At 73.9% G+C, this 17,948-nt stretch carries 6 protein-coding genes; 4 read left to right on the top strand and 2 right to left on the bottom strand.

Annotated features, from left to right (window positions below; all coding sequences use genetic code 11):
* Positions 1–94 precede the first annotated feature (94 nt).
* A complete protein-coding gene (locus ACLF3G_RS14845) occupies positions 95–2,686 on the bottom strand; it encodes a penicillin-binding protein 1A (RefSeq protein ID WP_430670163.1) in 2,592 nt (863 codons plus the stop codon).
* A gap of 118 nt (positions 2,687–2,804) precedes the next feature.
* Entirely contained in the window at positions 2,805–3,923 is a 1,119-nt protein-coding gene (locus tag ACLF3G_RS14840; RefSeq protein WP_430670162.1) for an N-acetylmuramoyl-L-alanine amidase, read from the bottom strand.
* 819 nt (positions 3,924–4,742) lie between these two features.
* Here ACLF3G_RS14840 and ACLF3G_RS14835 point away from each other — a divergent pair.
* From ACLF3G_RS14835 to ACLF3G_RS14820, 4 genes are all read left to right on the top strand, one after another.
* Positions 4,743–7,940, top strand: a complete 3,198-nt coding sequence (locus tag ACLF3G_RS14835) for an Rne/Rng family ribonuclease (RefSeq protein WP_430670161.1) — start codon at positions 4,743–4,745, stop codon at positions 7,938–7,940.
* Positions 7,941–8,081: 141 nt separating this feature from the next.
* Positions 8,082–9,101: a C-terminal binding protein gene (locus tag ACLF3G_RS14830; RefSeq protein ID WP_430670160.1), complete on the top strand. Its 1,020-nt coding sequence runs from the start codon at positions 8,082–8,084 to the stop codon at positions 9,099–9,101.
* Positions 9,102–9,315: 214 nt separating this feature from the next.
* Positions 9,316–10,584, top strand: a complete 1,269-nt coding sequence (locus ACLF3G_RS14825; RefSeq protein ID WP_430670159.1) for a glycosyltransferase family 4 protein — start codon at positions 9,316–9,318, stop codon at positions 10,582–10,584.
* A gap of 27 nt (positions 10,585–10,611) precedes the next feature.
* Positions 10,612–17,940: an SDR family NAD(P)-dependent oxidoreductase gene (locus tag ACLF3G_RS14820; protein ID WP_430670158.1), complete on the top strand. Its 7,329-nt coding sequence runs from the start codon at positions 10,612–10,614 to the stop codon at positions 17,938–17,940.
* Positions 17,941–17,948: the final 8 nt, after the last annotated feature.

The following is a 17,948-nucleotide window of genomic DNA, read 5'->3' as shown; positions in this document are numbered from 1 at the left end:
CGCCCCCGGCGGCCGAGGCCGCGAATGCGGCCCGCGGCTTATGCCGCGCAGCCAAGCGCGCGGAGCGGGCGCCCGGCGCTTGAGGGCAGCAAACTCAATACAAACCACCCAGATTGCTGTCGGCGCTCGCCGCCGCGGTGCCCGGGCTGTCCGGCGCCAGCGGGTCCACCGGCGGGCGGGCGCTGTTCTCGGTGCCGGGCTTGAACGCCTCGAAGATCGACTGGCCGTTCGAAGTCTGCACCCGCACCAGCGCCACGCCCGGCGGGGCGCGGAACGGAATCGGCGGGCTGTCGCCGAGCGCCGCCGCCACCACGTCGCGGAAGATCGGCGCCGCGTTGCTGCCGCCGGTCTCGCCGCTGCCCAGGCTGCGCGGATCGTCGAAGCCGACCCACACCGCCACTACCAGGTCCGGCGTGAAGCCGACGAACCAGTTGTCCTTGAAGTCGTCCGTCGTGCCGGTCTTGCCCGCCACCGGCCGGTTCAGCCCGGCGCCGGCCCGCGCGCCGGTGCCGCGCTGCACCACGCCCTGCAACATGCTGGTCATCTGGAAGGCGGAGACCGGGTCCGTCACCTGCCGGCGTGTCTCGGTCAGCTCCGGCGGCCTGCCGCCATTCTCGGTGGAGCACGCCGCGCATTCGCGTGCATCGGTGCGCCAGACCAGCCGGCCGAGCCGGTCCTGCACGCTGTCGATCAGCGTCGGCGTCACCTGCCGCCCGCCATTGACGAAGCTGGCATAGCCCGCCGCCTGCCGCAGCACCGTCGTCTCCCCGGCACCGAGCGACATCGCCAGCACGCGCGGCATGTTCGGGATGACGCCGAAGCGCGCCGCCACTTCCGCCACCGCCGGCATGCCGACCTGCTGGGCGAGACGCACGGTCACCAGGTTGAGGCTGCGCTCCAGCGCGCTGCGCATGGTGACCCAGCCCTGCGGCGCGCCGCCGCCGTAGTTGCCCGGGCGCCAGATGCCCTGCGGCGTCATCAGCTCGACCGGGGCATCCAGCAGTAGCTGGTTCGGCGGGATGCCGGCCTCCAGCCCCGCCAGGTAGACATAGGGCTTGAAGGAGGAGCCGGGCTGGCGCTGCGCCTGGGTGGCGCGGTTGAACCAGGACCGCTCGAAGGACCAGCCGCCGACCATCGCCAGCACGCGACCGGTGTTGGGGTCCATCGCCACCACGGCGCCTTCGGCCTCCGGCATCTGGCGCAGCGTCAGGCGTTCCGGGCGGGCCGGGGTACGGCCCTCGGCGGCGGTGGCGGGCAGCATTTCCACCATCACCACGTCGCCGGGTGCCAGCACGTCCTGCATCCGCCGCGGCGCGCCGCCGACGCGGCCATCGCGCACCGGGCGCGCCCAGCCGGAGATCTCGGCAAAGTTCAGGGTGCCGGTGCGCGGCTGCGCGGCGGCGCCGCCGGCGGGGCGTTCCAGCCAAGCCATGCGCGCCTCGCGGTCCCGCACTTCCAGCGCCACGGCGACGCGCCATTCCGGCATGGCGCCGGGCGGGCGGGCCTGCGCCTGCAACGCAGGCAACCATTCGGTCGGGCTGGCGGAGATGCGCGCCACCGGGCCGCGCCAGCCGCCACGGCGGCGGTCATAGGCCAGCAGGCCATCGCGCAGGGAGCGTTCCGCCTCCGCCTGCAGGATCGGGTCGAGCGAGGTCCGCACCACCAGGCCGCCCATCGTGGTCTGGTCCGCACCAAAGCGCGCCACCAGTTCGCGGCGGACTTCCTCGGTGAAGTACTGGCCAACCGGAACCACGTCCGGGCGGCGCTGCGGGCGCGGCTCCAGCGGGTCCGCCTTGGCGCGGGTTGCGTCCGCCACCGTGATGGCGTTGTCCTGCGCCATGCGGTCGATCACCCAGTCCCGCCGGCCGCGCGCGGCTTCCGGGAAGCGTGAGGGGTTGTAGTTGTTCGGCGCCTTCGGCAGCGCCGCCAGGAAGGCCGCCTCGGCCAGGGAAAGCTCGTCCAGCGACTTGTTGAAGTAGTTCTGCGCCGCTGCGGCGACGCCATAGGCCTGCTGGCCCAGGAAAATCTCGTTCAGGTAGATCTCGAGGATGCGCGCCTTCGGCATCGCCTGTTCGATGCGCAGCGCCAGGATCGCCTCCCGCACCTTGCGCATCAGCGTGCGGTCGTTGCCGACCAGCATGTTCTTGGCGACCTGCTGGGTGATGGTGGAGGCACCCGCCATGCGCCGGCCGGAGCCGAGCTGTTCCAGATTGGTCACCACGGTGCGCGCGATGCCCATGGGGTCGACGCCGTAATGGGTCCAGAAGCGCTGGTCCTCGGCCGAGATGAAGGCCTGCTGCACGCGCTGGGGAATCGCCTCGATCGGCACGAAGACGCGGCGTTCCTGCGCCAGTTCGGCCATCAGGCGGCTGTCGTCGGCGTAGATGCGGCTCATCTGCGGCGCCTGGTAGTCCGCAAGCCAACGGTAGTCCGGCAATTCGGCGGCGGCGGAGCGGTACAGCGCGTAGGCGGCGCCGGCGCCGGTCAGGCCGATGGCGACGGTCAGCACCAGCACGGTCTTGAACAGGAAGCCCAGCGTGCCGCCGAACCAGCCGCGCCGGCGCGGGCTCTTTGGCGCCTTCGGGGGCTTCGGCGGTCGCGGCGGGGTGGTGCCGGGCTCCGGGCTGGCATTCGCAGGGCGGCGGCCGACCAGGGGGCCTTCGGCACGGAGGTCGTGGGTGTCCATGGGCTCCCCATACACTGTCTCGCCGCAGGCGGCACATGCCAAGCGCCGGATGCTGCCCCGCAACAAAGCGGCATCCTCTAGTTTGTGTCGCGGCGAGGCCCCTGCCAGGGCCCTGCCGCTATCCCAGGCTTGTTCCCGAGGGGTGGCCCATCGGGTGTCCGGTGTGCTGGCGCTGGTCGAGCCAGCCATGGATGGCGCGGCCGAGCGCGGTGGCGAGCTTCGCCCGGTGCTCCGGCCGGCGCAGCGCCGCCTCGTCCCTCGGGTCGGACAGGAAGCCCATCTCCACCAGCACCGCCGGCACGTCCGGCGCCTTCAGCACCATGAACCCGGCCTGGCGGTGGGTGTTGGGCAGCAGCGGCACGTCCGGCCGCAGTTCCGCCACCACCTGCTGCGCCATGCGGGCGCTGCCGATGCGGGTCTCGGCGCGGACCAGGGACATCAGGATGGCCTGGACCTCCGGCGGCACCGGCGGCAGGCGAAGCCCGCCGGCCCGGTCCGCCAGGTTCTCCCGCCGCGCCAGGGCGCCGGCGAGCTGGTCCGAGGACTCGCCCAAGGTATAGACGCTGGCACCGCGGGCCCCAGGCGCGCTGTCGGCGTGCAGGGAGACGAACAGCGCGGCTTCCCGCCGCCGGGCGAACTCCACCCGGCCGGCGAGCGGCACGAAGCGGTCGTTGGTGCGGGTCATCGCCACGCGGCAGCGGCCGCCCGATTCCAATACCCGGCGCAGCGATTGCGCGGCGGCCAGCACCACGCGCTTTTCCTGCGTGCCGCTGCGGCCGATGGCGCCGGGGTCGCGGCCACCATGGCCGGGATCCAGCACCACCAGCGGCAGGCTCGTGCGGCCGCCACCCTCCGCGATCGCACGTCCGCCGGCGGCGAGGCGGGCGAAGCCGGCGGCGGTGCCGGGCTCCAACTCGATCACCAGCCGCCCGCCCGAGGCCTGCGCGCTGCGCAGCGCGACGGGGGCCGAAAGGTCCAGCCGCATTCGTCCGCGTTCGAGCCGTGCCGCGCGCACCCGCCCGGCGCCGGGCAGGCTGGACCGGATGCGCCAGGTTCGGCCGGGCAGTTCGACCAGGATGCGGTTCGGGCTGCGCGCCGCGACCACACGCCAGGTGGCGCCATCCGGCACGGCAAGGATCAGCCGGGTCACCGGGCCATCGGCCTCCAGCGTCGCGCCGGTGACGGCGGCGCCGGCCGGTTTCGGCAAGGCGGCGAGGCCGAGAAGCAGACTCGCCAAGGCGCGGCGACCAAACATGGTGCGGACCCCTGGTTCCGGGTACAGGACCGCCTCCGAAGGCCGGATGCGGCGGGTCGGACCACCCCCCGGTGCCGGACCCGCGGGCAGAATGCCACATCCCGCCCGGTGCTTGCCAGCGCGGGTTCAGACGGCGGATGAGATCAGCGGTGGCGTCCGGTGTGGCGCCTTGTGAAGTGGGGACGGGCCGCCTATGGTGACCTGCCCCGGTGGCAGACGCCGCCGGCTGGGTTTGCGTGTCGTACGGCCGCCCACGGCCTCGCCTTCGCCCGCGTCACCGCGGCAGGCAAGGTTGCGGGAGACAGGCCGGATGCCTGGCATGGCTTCGGGATCCGTTCCCGCTGCCGCGTTTCGCCAGGTGCCGCGATGCAGGCCTCGCCGGCGCGGATCCTGTGCGGCCATTCCGTTCGCCCTCGCGTGGATGCGTGGGACAGGATGCGCCAGCAGGACTGCCGCCAGCCCGATTGCGCCTGCGACCGGCGCCCCAGACTTGGCTTTCCGCGCCCCGATTGGCGCAGGGCCCGGGGCGTGTCGGCCGAAGGGTTTCCGGGGCAGCGCGAGGCGCGCCCGCCGGGACCGGTCTGCCAGGGATTTCCCTGGCGCATCGATCCCACTGAACCCAACAGGGTCGTCGCCCCGGGCCATGCCCGGGACCGGCCCGCCGCGACAAGGACCGGATCGCCGCCGCATGGGTGATTTCCTGCCGCCGATCCGCCTCGTCACGGGCCCCGCCACCACCTGCCGCCGCAGCCGGCCCATCGGGTTCAACCCTGGCCAGCGCGGTGCGGAGTCCCCTCCTCCATGACCAAGCGCATGCTGATCGACGCATCCCACCCCGAAGAGACACGGGTGGTGGTGCTGGATGGCAACCGGCTCGAAGCCTTCGACATCGAGTCGGCGAACAAGATGCCCCTCAAGGGCAACATCTACCTGGCCCGCGTCGTGCGGGTCGAACCCAGCCTGCAGGCCGCCTTCGTCGAATACGGCGGCAACCGGCACGGCTTCCTCGCCTTCAGCGAGATCCACCCGGACTACTACCAGTTGCCCGTCGCCGACCGGCAGCGCCTGATCGAGATGCAGCAGGCCGAGGCGCGCGAGGAACAGGAACGCGAGGAGGCCGAGGAGGCCGCCCGCGACGGCGACGCCGCGCTGACCGAGGCGCTCGAATCGGGCGACCCGGAGGATTCCGGTGCCGCCATGCCGATGGCGATCGAGGTGGAGCGCGTCTCCGCCCCCGACCTCGCCTCGCTGGAGGCCGAGGCCGCCGAGGCGACGGTGCCGCATGAAGGCGTCGCCCTGCCCGAGGACGGCGTGCCGGTGGCAGCCCCGATCGAGGCCGAGGCGCGCTATGCCGCCGAGGAGGCCGAACTGGCCGCGGAGCGCCAGGAAAACCTGGACGCGGCGCGCGACCAGCAGGATAGCGAAGCCGAGGCGCAGGGTGAGGCCGGCGACGCGGACGATGCCGGCGAGGAGAACGGCTCCGAGGATGAGGCCGTGGCGCGTGAAGGTACCCCCGAGGGCCGCCCGCGCGAGCGCAGCCGGGAAGGCCGCGGGCGCCAGGATCGCGGCGGCCGCGGCCGTGGCCGCGAGCGGGGCGGGGACCGCGGTGGTGACCGGGATCGGTCGCGCCAGGATGATGATGTGGAGAGCGTCGGCAATTCCGAGGCGCCGCCGCCGGAATCGCTCGGCGGCAGCACCGAGGACGATGCGCGCGAACGCCGCATCCCGCCGCGCTTCCTGCGCCACTACAAGATCCAGGAGGTCATCAAGCGCCGCCAGATCATGCTGGTCCAGGTGGTGAAGGAAGAACGCGGCGGGAAGGGTGCGGCGCTGACCACCTACATCTCGCTCGCCGGCCGCTTCTCCGTGCTGATGCCGAACTCGCCGCGCGGCGGCGGCGTGTCCCGCAAGATCACCTCCGCCGGCGACCGCAAGCGGCTGCGCGAGATCATCGAGGAACAGCAACTGCCGCAGGGCATGTCGCTGATCGTCCGCACCGCCGGCGCGCAGCGGCCGAAGCCCGAGATCAAGCGGGACTGCGAGTACCTGCTGCGCCTGTGGGACAACATCCGCGAACGCACCTTCGCGAGCACCGCGCCGGCGCTGATCTACGAGGAAGCGGACCTCATCAAGCGATCTATCCGCGACGTCTACGGCAAGGATGTCGAGGACGTGCACATCGAGGGCGAGGACGCCTACCAGGAAGCCCGCGACTTCATGCGCATGCTGATGCCGCAGCATGTGAACCGCATCAAGCCGGTGCGCGACGGCGTGCCGCTGTTCGCCCGCTTCGGCGTCGATGCACAGCTCGATGCCATGCACAGCCCGAACGTGCAGCTGAAGTCGGGCGGCTACATCGTCATCAACCAGACCGAGGCGCTGGTTTCCATCGACGTGAACTCGGGCCGCGCCACGCGCGACCGGCACATCGAGGACACGGCGCTGCGCACCAACCTGGAAGCCGCCGACGAGGTGGCGCGCCAGCTTCGCCTGCGCGACCTGGCCGGGCTGATCGTCATCGACTTCATCGACATGGAATCGTCGCGCAACGACGCCATGGTCGAACGCCGGCTGAAGGAAGCGCTGAAGCAGGACCGCGCGCGCATCCAGGTCGGCCGGATCAGCCATTTCGGCCTGCTGGAGATGTCGCGCCAGCGGCTGCGGCCCTCGGTCGTGGAACACGCCTACGTCGCCTGTTCGCATTGCCAGGGCCGTGGCCTGGTTCGCAGCGTCGAATCCAGCGGGCTGCAGGTGCTGCGCGCGATCGAGGAGGAAGGCGCCAAGCGCCGCGCCGCCGAGATCGTGGTGCATGTCGCCATGCCCGTCATGCTGTGGCTGCTGAACCTGAAGCGGGAGCGGCTCGGCCAGATCGAGCAGCGCTTCGGCATGCGCGTGATGGTGCAGCCGGACGACACGCTGATCCCGCCGGCGCTGCGCATCGAACGCACCCGCGCCGCCAACCCGGACGCGATGCCGGAGCGTCCCTCCGCGCTGCGCATGGACTACGCGCCCGAAACCACCCAGGACTTCGCCGAGGAGCCGGCGGAGATCGAGGAGCTGGAGCCGGAGGCGCTGCCGGAGGAGGCCTCCCCGCAGCAGGAGTCCGTCCTCGAGGCGAGGTCGGAGCGCCCGGCCGAGGGCGCCGAGGGCGAGGCTGCGCGCCGCAAGCGCCGCCGCCGCCGCCGTGGCGGTCGTCGCGATGGGGTCGAGGGCCAGCCGGGCCAGCCCGATGCCACTGAGTCCGATGCGACTGAGTCCGGTGCCGCTGAGGATGAGGGCGAGGACGGCGAGGAAGCCGCCGAGGGCGTTGCTGCGGCTGATGCGCCGGAGGGCGTAGCCAAGGCCGCGGCCGACGTGGCTGTGCCGGACGCATCCGTCGAGGAGGGCGAGGAGGACGAGGCGGCCCGCCGCCGTCGTCGCGGCCGCCGCGGCGGCCGGCGCCGGCGCGAAGAAGGCGAGGCGGCCGCGGAAGCGGACCAGGCCACGCAGCCCCCTGCCATGGCGGCGCCGATGCCGACCCTGCCGCAGGCCCCGCCGCCACCGCGTCGTGCGCCGACTCCGGCGGACCCCTTCGCCGGGCACATGGACGACATCTTCATGGCGATGGAGGCGGCCGAGCAGGCCGCCGAGCGCGCCGTGACGACGCGCCGCGCCACACCGCCCCCGCCTGCCCCGGTGGCGGAACCCGTGCCGGCCGCAATGGTCGAGGCGCCGGCCACCGAGGTCGCCGCGGTCGCGGCGATGCCTGCGGAAGCCGATCCGGTGGAAGCCGTGACGGTCGAGCCTGCGACGGCCGAGCCGGTCGCGCCGGTGCAGCCGGAGGCACCGGCCGAATCGGCGCTGTCCGAGCCGGTCGTGGCGCCGGTCGTGGCGCCAGTCGTGGTGCCCGAGGCAGCGACACCCATCGAGCCCACGGTGGCGCCGCCCGTCGCGCCGATCGTGCTCGGCGAGGGTGCCGTGGCCGACCTGCCGCGCAAGCGGGGATGGTGGCGCAGTTAAAGCCGGCGTGATGGACGGGCGGGCGTTGCGATGCAGCGCCCGCCCCATCTTCCCGCCCCGGTTGCCCCCTCGCTGCGTCAAGGGCAAGGATGCGCCGCCGTCCTGCAACCCGGACGGCAGGTGCAGAGGGAAAACCATATCGTGGCGCAACTGACCGTCCTCGAACCCGAGGGCATGTACCCGGACACGCTGCTGGAGCAGGAGGTGTTCGGCCCTGGCGTCGAGATCCTCCATGGCGGCGCGCCGCATGACGGCTCGCTGGATGCGCTGCCCGATGATCTCTGTGCCAAGGTCGATGGCCTGCTGATCTTCCGCCACTGGCTGCGCCCCGCCGATATCGCCCGCTTCCCGAAGCTGCGCGTGGTGGTTCGCATGGGGGTCGGCTACGACCGCCTGGATCGCGCCGCCTGCGCCGCCCGCGGCATCACCGTCTGCAACGTGCCGGACTACGGCACGCAGGAAGTCGCGGACCACGCCATCTCGCTGGCGCTCGGCCTGCGGCGCGGCCTGTTCCTGCATCACGACCTGCAGCGCGCGAGCCCGCCCGCACCCTGGCGCTACGTCGACAGTGCGCTGATCCGGCGGGCGGAGGTGCAGGGCTTCGGCATCGTCGGCCTCGGCCGGATCGGCACGGCGGTGGCGCTGCGGGCCAAGGCCTTCGGCTTCAAGGTCCGCTTCTACGACCCGCATCTGCCGAACGGCGTCGACCGCGCGCTGGGCATCACCCGGTGCCGGACGCTGGAGGAGTTGATGCGCGGCGCCGACGTGCTGTCGATCCACGCGCCGGATACGCGGGAGACGCGCGGCATGATCGGGGCGCGCGAGCTGGCCTGGCTGCCGGAAGGCGCCGTGGTGGTGAACACCGCGCGTGGCACCAGCCTGGATATCGCGGCACTGGAGGCCGGGCTGCGCTCCGGCCGCATTGCCGGTGCCGGGCTCGACGTCATCCCGGTGGAACCGCCGGTGGAGCCCGTGCCGTCGCTGCTGGCGGCCTATCGGGCGCGGGAGCCCTGGTTGCTTGGGCGCGTCGTCATCACGCCGCACAGCGCCTTCCACACGCCGGAGGCCTGGCTCGATATTCGCCGCAAAAGCGCCGAGACAATGCGCGACGTGCTGGTGGAAGGCCTCGCCACCAACGTCATTCGTCCGGACCAGGGCTGAGGCTCGACTGGAACCTCCCCGCATTCAGACTTCGTTCCGGATTGCGTTGAAAAAAAGAGATTGACCCAGAGCGATAAACAACACACACTTGTGAGGCATCGGCGCATACGATACTGGTCATTGTTGCGCTGCACACCGCACGGCGCCGTGTGCGTCCATCTGGGTCGTCTCACCGGCAATCTTCCGGCAGGGCAGAGCGAGGAGATTGCTCAGCGTGCAGGTCTTCCTCGACGTTTCCAGGCTCCTGTCCGTGGCCAACCGGCCGGCGCCTTCGGGGATCGATCGGGTTGAGTTGGCCTATGCCCGGCATTGGGCTTCCGGCGAGGCGGGTTCGTGCACCTTCATCGCCGAGGTCCCGCTGCTGGGTTTCTCCGCCCTGCCGACCTCCCTGGTGCGTGAGCTTGTCGTGGCGCTGGAGGAAAGCTGGGAGAGTGGCACGCGGCTGGCCAGTGGTGCCGCCCGACGTGCACGGCTTGCGCTGCCCTTCGGCCGCGCCGCGCTGAACGAGGCGCTGCGCCGGCCCGGGCCGAAGGCGTTCCTGCTGGTGTCGCACCGGGCGCTGGAACGGCCGGGCCGCATCGCCGGCATGCGGCGCAACGGCTGCCACTTCGTGCCGTTGATCCACGACCTGATCCCCCTTGTGCATCCTGAATTCGCCCGCGCCGGCCAGGCGGAGACGCACAAGCGCCGCATCATCACCACGGCCGCCCTGGCGGACGCCATCATCGTCAATTCCGCGGCGACGGCGGTGGAACTGGCACCCTGGCTGGCGGCGCGGCAGGACCGGCCGCTGATCTCGGTCGCGCCCCTCGGCGTGTCGCCGCCTTCCGTCGATGCGCCGCCGGTGGCGCTGCGGCCCTATTTCGTGGCGCTCGGCACCATCGAGCCGCGCAAGAACCACCTGCTGCTGCTGAACCTGTGGCGCCAATTCGCGAACACCCTGGGCGGCGCCGCGCCGCGCCTGGTCGTCGTCGGACGCCGTGGGTGGGAGAACGAGAACATCCTGGACATGCTGGAGCGATGTTCCGCCCTGGATGGCCTGGTGCGGGAATCGGGTTCGCTGCCGGACCGCGAGGTGGCGTCCCTGCTGCGTGGCGCGCGCGCCCTGCTGTTTCCATCCTTCGCCGAGGGGTTCGGCCTGCCGCTGGCGGAAGCGCTGGCCCTCGGCGTGCCGGCGCTGTCCTCCGACCTGCCGGCGCTGCGCGAGGTGGGGCGGCAGGTGCCGGACTACCTGGACCCGCTGGACGGCATGGCGTGGCGCGCCGCCGTGCTCGACTACGCCCGCCCGGACAGCGCCAGCCGCCGCGCCCAGTTGGGCCGAATGACGAACTGGCGGCCGCCCACCTGGGAGGACCACTTCCTCGAGGTGGACCGGCTGTTCCACAACCTTCTGCACCGCCCGGCCGAGCCGCGGGATGTTGCCGCGCCACAGCGCCAGATGGCGGTGCCCAGCCTCGGCCGCCGCGACGAGGGCGTGCCATGAACCCCCGACTCCGAGGCTGAACCTGCGATGAGATCCGCCCGCTCCTCCCGGGCGGCCCCGGATCGCCCCGCCACGCCCATCGCCATCCTCGGCATGGGCTGCCGGTTGCCCGGAGCCGCGGACCCGGATGCGCTGTGGTCGCTGCTGGCCACTGCCACCGATGCGGTTTCAACGCTGCCGGCGGACCGCTTCAACCAGGCCGCCTTCCTGCACCCGCGCCGCGGCGAGCCCGGCCGCAGCTACACCTTCGCCGCCGGCAGCATCGGCGATGCGCGGGCCTTCGATGCCGCGGCCTTCGGGATCTCCCCGCGCGAGGCGGCGGAGATGGACCCGCAGCAGCGCCTGCTGCTGGAGGTCGCCGCGCAGGCCTTCGAGGATGCCGGCTGCCCCGCCTCGGCGCTGGCCGGGCGGGAGGTCGGCGTCTATGTCGGCGGTTCCTCGACCGACTACGGCGACCTGCAGCTGTTCGACCACAGCGCCGCCGACCGCTACTTCATGACCGGCAACGCGCTGTCGATCCTGGCCAACCGTCTGACCAACGTGTTCGACCTGCGCGGACCGGCGGAGACCATCGATACCGCCTGTGCCTCCTCCCTCGTGGCCCTGCACGCTGCCTGCCGGGCGCTGGCGGAGGGGCGGCTGGAGGCGGCGGTGGTGGCGGGCGTGCAGATGCTGCTCACGCCCTTTTCCTTCGTCGGCTTCTCCCGCGCCGGGATGCTGTCGCCCACCGGGCGCTGCCGCGCCTTCGCGGCGGAGGCCGATGGCTATGTGCGGGCGGAAGGCGCGGCGGCGCTGCTGCTGAAGCCGCTGGACGCGGCGCTGGCGGCGGGGGATGCGATCCGCGGCGTGATCCTGGCGAGCGGCGTATCCGCCGTCGGCCACAGCATCGGGCTTTCGCTGCCGAACCGCGACAGCCAGGCGAAGCTGATCCGCCAGGTGATGGCGGATGCCGGCGTCATGCCGGACCGGCTGGCCTATTTCGAGGCGCATGGCACCGGCACCCAGGCAGGCGATCCAGTGGAGGCCTGGGCGATCGGGCAGGCGGCGGCTGGCCGCGCGGCGCCGCTGCCGGTCGGCTCCATCAAGTCCAACATCGGGCACCTGGAGCCGGCCTCGGGCGTCGCCGGGCTGCTGAAGGCGCTGCTGGTGCTGGAAAAGCGGCAGGTCCCGGCGACGCTGCACCAGGGCCGGCCCAACCCGAACATCGATTTCGACACGCTGAACATCCGCGTGCCGGCGGCGCTGGAGGCGATGGCGGAGATCGCCGAGCCGGTGGTGGGGGTGAATTCCTTCGGCTTCGGCGGCACCAACGCCTCCGTCCTGCTCGGCCCGGCGCCGGCGCGGGTGGCGCGGCCTGCGAAAGCCGGGCCCATGCCGCCGCTGCTGATCTCGGCGCGGTCCGCCGCGGCGCTGTCCGCGCTGGCGGCGCAGTGGGAAAGGCGGGTCGCGGCGGCAGGGCCTGGGGAGGTCGCGGCTCTGGCTCGCGGCGCGGCGCGGCAGCGCGACCTGCACCCGCACCGGCTGGCGCTGCGCGCGCCGGATGGCGCCGCACTGGCCGCGCGGATCGCCGCCTGGCGCCGCCCCGGCGACCGGCCGGAGGGTGCGACGGACGGCATCGCGACGGCCACCGGCGGGCTCTGCCTCGTCTTCAGCGGCAACGGCGCGCAGCACGCCGGCATGGCACGCGCCGCGCTGGCGCAGTCCGCGCCGTTCCGCGCCGGGATGCGCGCGGTGGATGCGGCCCTGGCACCGCTGCTGGGCTGGTCGCCGCTGGCGCGCCTGCGCGCGGGCGTGACCGAGGCGGCGCTGGCCGATACCGACGTGGCGCAGCCGCTGTTGTTCGCCATCCAGGTCGCCAGCCTGCGGGCGCTGGCGGCGGAGGGCCTGCGGCCGGACATCGTGCTGGGCCATTCGGTGGGGGAGGTCGCGGCCGCCCATGCCGCCGGGATGCTCGACCTGCCCGCCGCCGCGCGGCTGGTGGTGGCAAGGTCCCGCCAGCAGCAGCTGACGCGCGGCCAGGGCCGCATGGTGGCGTTGAACACCACCGCGGCGGAGGCGGCGGCGCTGCTGGCCGAGCTCGGCCTCGCCGCGCAGGTGGAGATCGCCGCGCTGAACGGCCCGGCCGCGGTGACGCTGGCTGGATCCTCCACGGCGCTGGAACAGGTGCAGGTGGCGGCGGAGGCGCGGCGCCTCGCCTGCAAGGCGCTGGACCTCGATTTCGCCTTTCATAGCGCCGCCATGGATGGCGTGCGCGAGGGTCTTCTCTCGGACCTGCTGGGGCTGGCGGCGCAGCCCGGCCGGGTGCCGATGGTCTCGACCGTGACCGGGGAATTGCTGGCGGCGGAGGCGGCCGGCCCGGTCTACTGGTGGCGCAACCTGCGCCAGCCGGTGCGGTTCGAGCCGGCGGTGCGGACGGCGATCGCGCAGGGCGCGCGGCTGTTCCTGGAAATCGGGCCGCACCCGGTGCTGCAGTCCTACCTGCGGGAGACGGCGCGGGCGGCTGCGGTCGATGCGGCGAACCTGGTCAGCCTCAGCCGGCGCGACGCGGAGGGGGCCGACCCGTTCCCCGGGATCGCCGACCGCGCCTTCGCCGCCGGCGCCGACCCGCGCGGCGGCCCGGCCTTCGCCGGACCTACCGCCATCCGGCTGCCGCTGACGCCCTTCGACCGGAAGCCCGCCTGGTATGCCGGGACGGTGGAGGCGGTGCGCATGATCGATCCGGAGCAGGATCATCCGCTGCTCGGCTTCCGGCGGGAGCCGGGGGTGTGGTCGCGGTCGCTGGACACCGAGGAGATGCCCTGGCTGGCCGACCACCGGCTCGGCCCGGATGCGGTGCTGCCGGCCGCCGCCATGCTGGACATGGCGCTCGCCGCCGCCCGCACCCGCTTTCCCGAAGCCGCGGTGCTGGAGGTGGCGGAGTTCCGCATCCTGCGCGCCGCGACCCTGGAGCAGGGCCGGGCGCGAGAGTTCCGCTGTACGCTGGAGGCTGCCGCCGGCCTGTTCCGCATCGAGGGCCGCCGCCGGCTGTCCGAGGAAGCCTGGGCACTGCATGCGGAGGGCGAGTTGCGCGCCGCGACCGCCGCCGCGCTGCTGCCGCCGGAGCCCGAGCCGGGTCACGCGGCGCAGGTGCGCCCGATGGACGGCGCGGCGCTGCGCCAGGTCGCCGCCGGCCTCGGCCTGAGCTACGGCCCGGCCTTCGCCGCGGTGGAGACGGTCGTTCCGACCGCCTTGGCCGGGCAGCTTCGCGTCCGCCTGGTGCTGCCGGACAGTGCTCCGCCGGATGCGGGCTTCCTGCTGCACCCCTCGCGGCTGGACGGCGCCATGCAGGGTTTGTTCGGCCTGCTGGCCGACAGCCCGCCGCCGCCCGGCACGGGGTTGGTACCGGTGCGCTTCGGACGGCTGGTGGCGCAGCCCGGCGGGGCGCCGGCAGTGGCGGCGGAGGTGACGCTGCTGCGGCGCGGCGTGCGCTCCGCCACCGCCCGGATCGTGCTGCGCGATGCGGTCGGCCAGGTGGTGGCGCGCATCGAGGATGCGGTGTTCCAGCGCTTCGCCCTGCCCAACGCCGATGCGGCGCTCGACTGGGCCTACCGCATCGGGCTGGCCCCGGCGGCGGAGGGCCCGCCGCCTGCGCCGGCCTTGGCGCCGGCGGTGGCGGCCGCGCGCGCCGCGGCGGCCGGGCTCGACCTGACGGAAGCGGCCCTGCTGCTGGAAGCGCATGTCGCCGCCGCCGCGCAGGGTCTCTATGCCGCCGACGACGCCCTGCACGGGACGGCCGAGGCCTCCGCCTACGAGGCCTTCCTGCGCCGTGCCCTGGTCGAGGATGGCGCGGCGGAGGCGGTGGCGAAGGGGGGCGCGGGCGGCATCCGCCTGCTGCCCGACAGCGCACTGCCGGAGGCGGCGGAGATCTGGCGCTCGGTGCTGGCCGAGCAGCCGGGCCTGGCACTTGACCTCGCCTGGATCGCGGAGGCGGCGGAACGGCTGCCGGAGGCGCTGCGCGGCTTGCGGCGCGACCCGGCACCGCCGCCGGCGCAGGGCGAGGGCTTTGCCCGGCTGGCCGAAGCGCTGGCGGCGGCCGTCGGCGCCCTGGCCGCAGCCTGGCCGGAAACCCGGCCGCTGCGTATCCTGGAAGTCGGCACCGCGAACGGCGTGCTGGCGCGTCGCGTGCTGGCGCGGCTGGCGCCGCTCGGCCGCGCCCTGGTCTATGTCGCGGCCGGAGAGGGGCGCGTCGCGCTGCCCGAACTGCCGCAGGGGATGCCGGCCGGCAGCGAAATCCGCGGCGTGGTGTGGGACCCGCTGGCGATGTCCCTGGCCGAGGCGCCGCCGCCGCTGGTGGCGGATATCGTCATCGGGCTCGCGCCGGCGGCCCGCGCACGGGCTGGTTCCGCCCTGGCCGCCGCACTACGCCCGGCGCTGGCGGAAGGCGGCGCGCTGCTGCTGGTGGAACCGCTGCCCGGTCGGGTCTGGACCTTCGCCTGCGGCCAGGACCCCGCCTGGTGGACTGGGCTGGGGCCGGACGCGGTGGGTGGCTCGGCCGGCGGGGCGCTGCCGGATGCGGCACTGTGGCTCGGCCGGCTGGCCGAAGCCGGCTTCCGGGCCACGCTGGCGGAACCGCTGGGCTGCGCGCCCTGGCCGGCCGTGCTGCTGGCTGCCGAACAACCGCCGCCACCGGCCGCCGCGCCGCCGGCGCCGCCGCGCAGCCTGATCCTGCACGATGCCGCCTCCGCCCCGCTTGCCCAGGCGCTGGCCGCGCGGCTGCTGCGGCGCGGCGCGCAGGTCGACAGTGCGCCGCTGGGCGACGTTCCGAAAGATCTTCGCGCTACCCGCCTGCTGGTTCTCGCCGCGCCCGAGGCAACGGCGCTGGCCGAGACGCTGGCCGCCGTGACCCGGCTGGCCGAGGCCGCGGGCGGCACCGCCAACGGCTTCGTGCTGGTGACCCAGGGCGGGCAGCAGCCGGCCGAGGGACGCCACGTGCCGGAAGCCGCGGCCCTGGTCGGATTGGCGCGGGTCCTGGCGAACGAGATGCCCGCGCTGCACCCGCGCCGCATCGACCTGGCGCCGGGCCTGGCGCCGGAAGCCGCCGCGCGCCGGCTGGCCGCCGAACTCGACCAGGCGCCTCAGGACGGCGTGGCGGAGCCGGAGGTGACGCTGGGCCCGGATGCGCGGCTGGTGCCGAGGCTGCAACCCGGCCTGGCCCCGTCGCCGCCCGGCGGGCCGCTTTCGCTCGGCATCGCCCAGCCCGGCCGGCTCGGGTCCCTGGCCTGGCAGGCGGCGCAGCAGCGCCGGCCGGGGCCGGGCGAGGTCGCGCTGCGCGTCGAGGCCGCCGGGCTGAATTTTCGCGACCTGATGTGGGCGCAGGGGCTACTGCCGGAGGAAGTGCTGGAAGCGGGCTTCGCCGGTCCCACCCTCGGCATGGAATGCGCCGGCGTGGTGGAGGCGGTCGGGGCCGGCGTGGCGCTGCGCCCGGGCACGCGCGTGTTCGGCTTCGCGCCCGGTGCGCTCGCGGCGCGCGTTATCACCCGGGTCGAGGCGATCGCGGCGCTGCCGGAGGGGCTGGACCCGGTCGAGGCCGCCACCATCCCGGTCGCCTTCATGACGGCGCTGCATGCGCTCGAGACCTGCGCCGGCCTTCAGGCCGGGGAGACGGTGCTGATCCATGGCGGCGCCGGCGCGGTGGGGCTGGCGGCGGCGCAGGTGGCGCAGGCGCTCGGCGCGCGCATCGCGATGACCGCCGGCAGCCCGGCCAAGCGCGCCTTCCTGCGCGCCCTGGGTGCCGAACTGGTGCTGGACAGCCGCGACCCGGGCTTCGCCGACCAGCTGCGGGCCGTATGGCCGGAGGGCGTGGACGTGGTGCTCAACTCCCTGGCCGGGGAGGCGATGGAACGTTCGATGGGGCTGGTGAAGCCGTTCGGCCGCTTCGTCGAACTCGGCAAGCGGGACTACGTGGAAAACCGCCGCGCGCCGATCCGCACGCTGCGCCGCAACGCCAGCTACTTCGCCGTGGATGTGGACGAGCTGCCGCGCGCCCGCCCGGCCCAGGCGGCGCGGCTGCTGGGCCAGATGCGGGACCGGTTGCAGGATGGCTCGCTGCGGCCGCTGCCGCATGCGCTGTTCGGGCCGGATGAGGTGGAGGCGGCGTTCCGCACGCTCCAGGCCTCCGCCCATATCGGCAAGCTGGTGATCCGCCCGCCGATCGAACGCCCGGCCGCACCGGCCGCCTGGGCGCCGGCCGCGGACCAGACCATCGTCGTGGTCGGCGGCACCCGCGGCTTCGGCCTGGCCGCCGCAGGGTGGCTGGCCCGGCAGGGTGCGAAGCATCTGGCGCTGATCGGACGCCACGGCGGAACCGGGGACAGCGATGCGCTGCGCGAGTTGGCTGTGCTCGGCGCCCGCGCCGCCATCCACGCCTGCGATGCGACCGATGCCGAGGCGCTGGCCGCGACCCTCGGAAAAATCCGCGCGGTGCGGCCGATCGGCGGCGTGGTGCATGCCGCGGCGGTGCTGGATGACGGCGCCGCGACGGCGATGGACGCTGCGCGCTTCCGCCGCGTGCTGGCGCCGAAGTTGCAGGCGGCAGAGAATTTGGACCGGCTGACGGCGGGCGATCCGCTGACGCTGTTCCTGCTGTTCAGCTCCGCGACCACGGCTTTCGGCAATCCCGGCCAGGCGAACTACGTCGCCGCCAATGCGGCGCTGGAGGCGCTGGCCCGCCGCCGCCGCGCCGCCGGTCGCCCGGCGCTCGCCGTGGCCTGGGGGCCGATTGCCGATGTCGGCATGCTGGCGGATGACCGGGAGAAGGCGGAGAAGCTGAACCGCCGCCTCGGCGTCGCCGGCATGGCGGCGGAGGCCGCGCTGTCCGCCCTGCCGGCGCTGCTGGCGGCCGGGGAAGCGGCGCCGCTGCTGGTGCGACTATCCACCGGGGAGGGCCGGCTTGCCCTGCCGATCATGGCGGAGCCGATGCTTGCGGCGCTGGCGGGCACCGAGGCCCCGGCCGCGACCGAGGATCTGCGCGCGCGGCTGCCCGGCCTGCCACGGGCGGAGGCGGAGGTGGTGATCCTGCGCCTGGTGACGGAGGAGATCGCGCGCATCCTGCGGCTGCCGCCGGATGCGGTGCCGGCGGAGGCGGCGGTGACGGGCCTTGGCCTCGACAGCCTGGGCGCGCTGGAGTTGCGCGGCGGGCTGGAACAGCGGCTCGGTGTGCAGGTGGCGCTGGCGGCCCTGACGGAGGAGTTGACGGTGGGGGCCCTGGCGCGGCAGATCGCGGAAGCCGCCCTGGCCCCGGCCGGCGACGAGGTGACCATCTCCACCCTGATGGAATCCTTCGAGCCGAGCGTGGATGCCGTTCAGGCGGCCGAATAGGCGAACGG

This window comes from Falsiroseomonas sp. HC035, assembly GCF_050563525.1.
Classification (GTDB): Bacteria; Pseudomonadota; Alphaproteobacteria; order Acetobacterales; family Acetobacteraceae; genus Falsiroseomonas.
Note: the sequence above shows the minus strand (reverse complement) of the source record. Positions and strands in the feature narration are given on the sequence as shown.